Raw genomic sequence first — 1,089 nt, 5'->3', positions numbered from 1 at the left:
CTGCACGCACCGAACGGCGAGTCCACAAGATCGGCGATGGGGCCACGGCCAACGGCCGGCGCGGCGCCGGGTTGTGGGTTCGCTGTCCGCAGCGAGCGGCGAGTCCACAAGATCGGCGGCGAGGTTGCGGCCGACAGCTGGGTTAGGAAACGCTCTGCTGGACGGATGCGCTCAGCGGGACCGCATTGTCGGGGGCGGTGGTTATGCGGCCGTCCACCACCGGGTAGTAGCCCTGGGTGGTGTTTACCAGGTTCCAGGCGGATTCGTTGCGCACCTGCAGCAGTAGGACGTAGTCGCCGCCTCGGCGGATGCCCTCCGGGATCTCTGGGCCGGCGGTGGCGTAGATGACGTCTATCGATGGGCCGGCGACCCCCTTCGCTACGGCCGTTACCCGCACGGTGGCCACCGTCTCGTCGCCCTGTTTGTGGGTCCTCTCGACCTTGCCTCGGACTATTGCCTCAGCGCTTTGTTCCAGTTCGGTGGTGGTGGCGTAATACGGCTCGTCGGCGGTGCTGCTGGATGGTGAGCTGCGTGGCCAGAAAGCCGCTATGCCTGCGACGGCCAGCAGCATTACCGCCGTTGCGGTTGCCAGCCATCGATGCTTGCGCACCTTAAGTTCTCCTTTTTTCGGTTACCTCCGGGATGGCGGACGCACTACTAGGCGGCTCCCATCTCCGGAAGGAAAACTCTATGCGTCGCCTCATCACTTTGGTCTCCGCGGCTACCGCCGGTGTGCTGGCCGTCGGGACCGTGATCGCGGTCGGGCAGCTGCACGCGTCCGCCGCGGAGAGCAGCCCGGTCGGGTTCGCCGGCCTGAACGGTGGCACCGCCGGTGGGTCCAGCGGCACGGTCGTCACCGTCAGCACGGCCGCGGCGCTGAAGACCGCGCTCAGTTCAAGCACCTCGCAGACCGTCAAGGTGTCGGGGCTGATCACGATCGCCGGGATGTACACCGTCGCCTCCAACAAGACCATCCTCGGGGTCGGCGCGAGTTCCGGTGTCACCGGTGGCGGTTTCAATCTGTCCGGCGTAAAGAACGTGATCATTCGGAATCTGGTGTTCAAGAATGCCAGTGACGACTCGATCAAT

2 protein-coding genes are annotated in these 1,089 nt (G+C 65.3%); one reads left to right on the top strand and one right to left on the bottom strand.

The genetic code is table 11. The features are described 5' to 3' along the window. Positions 1 to 142: 142 nt before the first annotated feature. The gene (locus Ate02nite_RS48350) at positions 143 to 610 is read right to left on the bottom strand and encodes a hypothetical protein (protein ID WP_203814779.1); all 468 of its coding nucleotides are present in this window, start codon (positions 608 to 610) and stop codon (positions 143 to 145) included. An 80-nt stretch (positions 611 to 690) separates the two neighbouring features. Between Ate02nite_RS48350 and Ate02nite_RS48345 the strand changes: the two genes are divergently transcribed. Further along, positions 691 to 1,089: pectate lyase family protein (locus tag Ate02nite_RS48345; RefSeq protein WP_498370512.1), on the top strand; the 399-nt coding region annotated here is incomplete at its 3' end.

The sequence above is a fragment of the Paractinoplanes tereljensis genome (genome assembly GCF_016862435.1).
Lineage (GTDB): Bacteria > Actinomycetota > Actinomycetes > Mycobacteriales > Micromonosporaceae > Actinoplanes > Actinoplanes tereljensis.
This window is presented reverse-complemented; position numbering and strand designations above follow the sequence as displayed.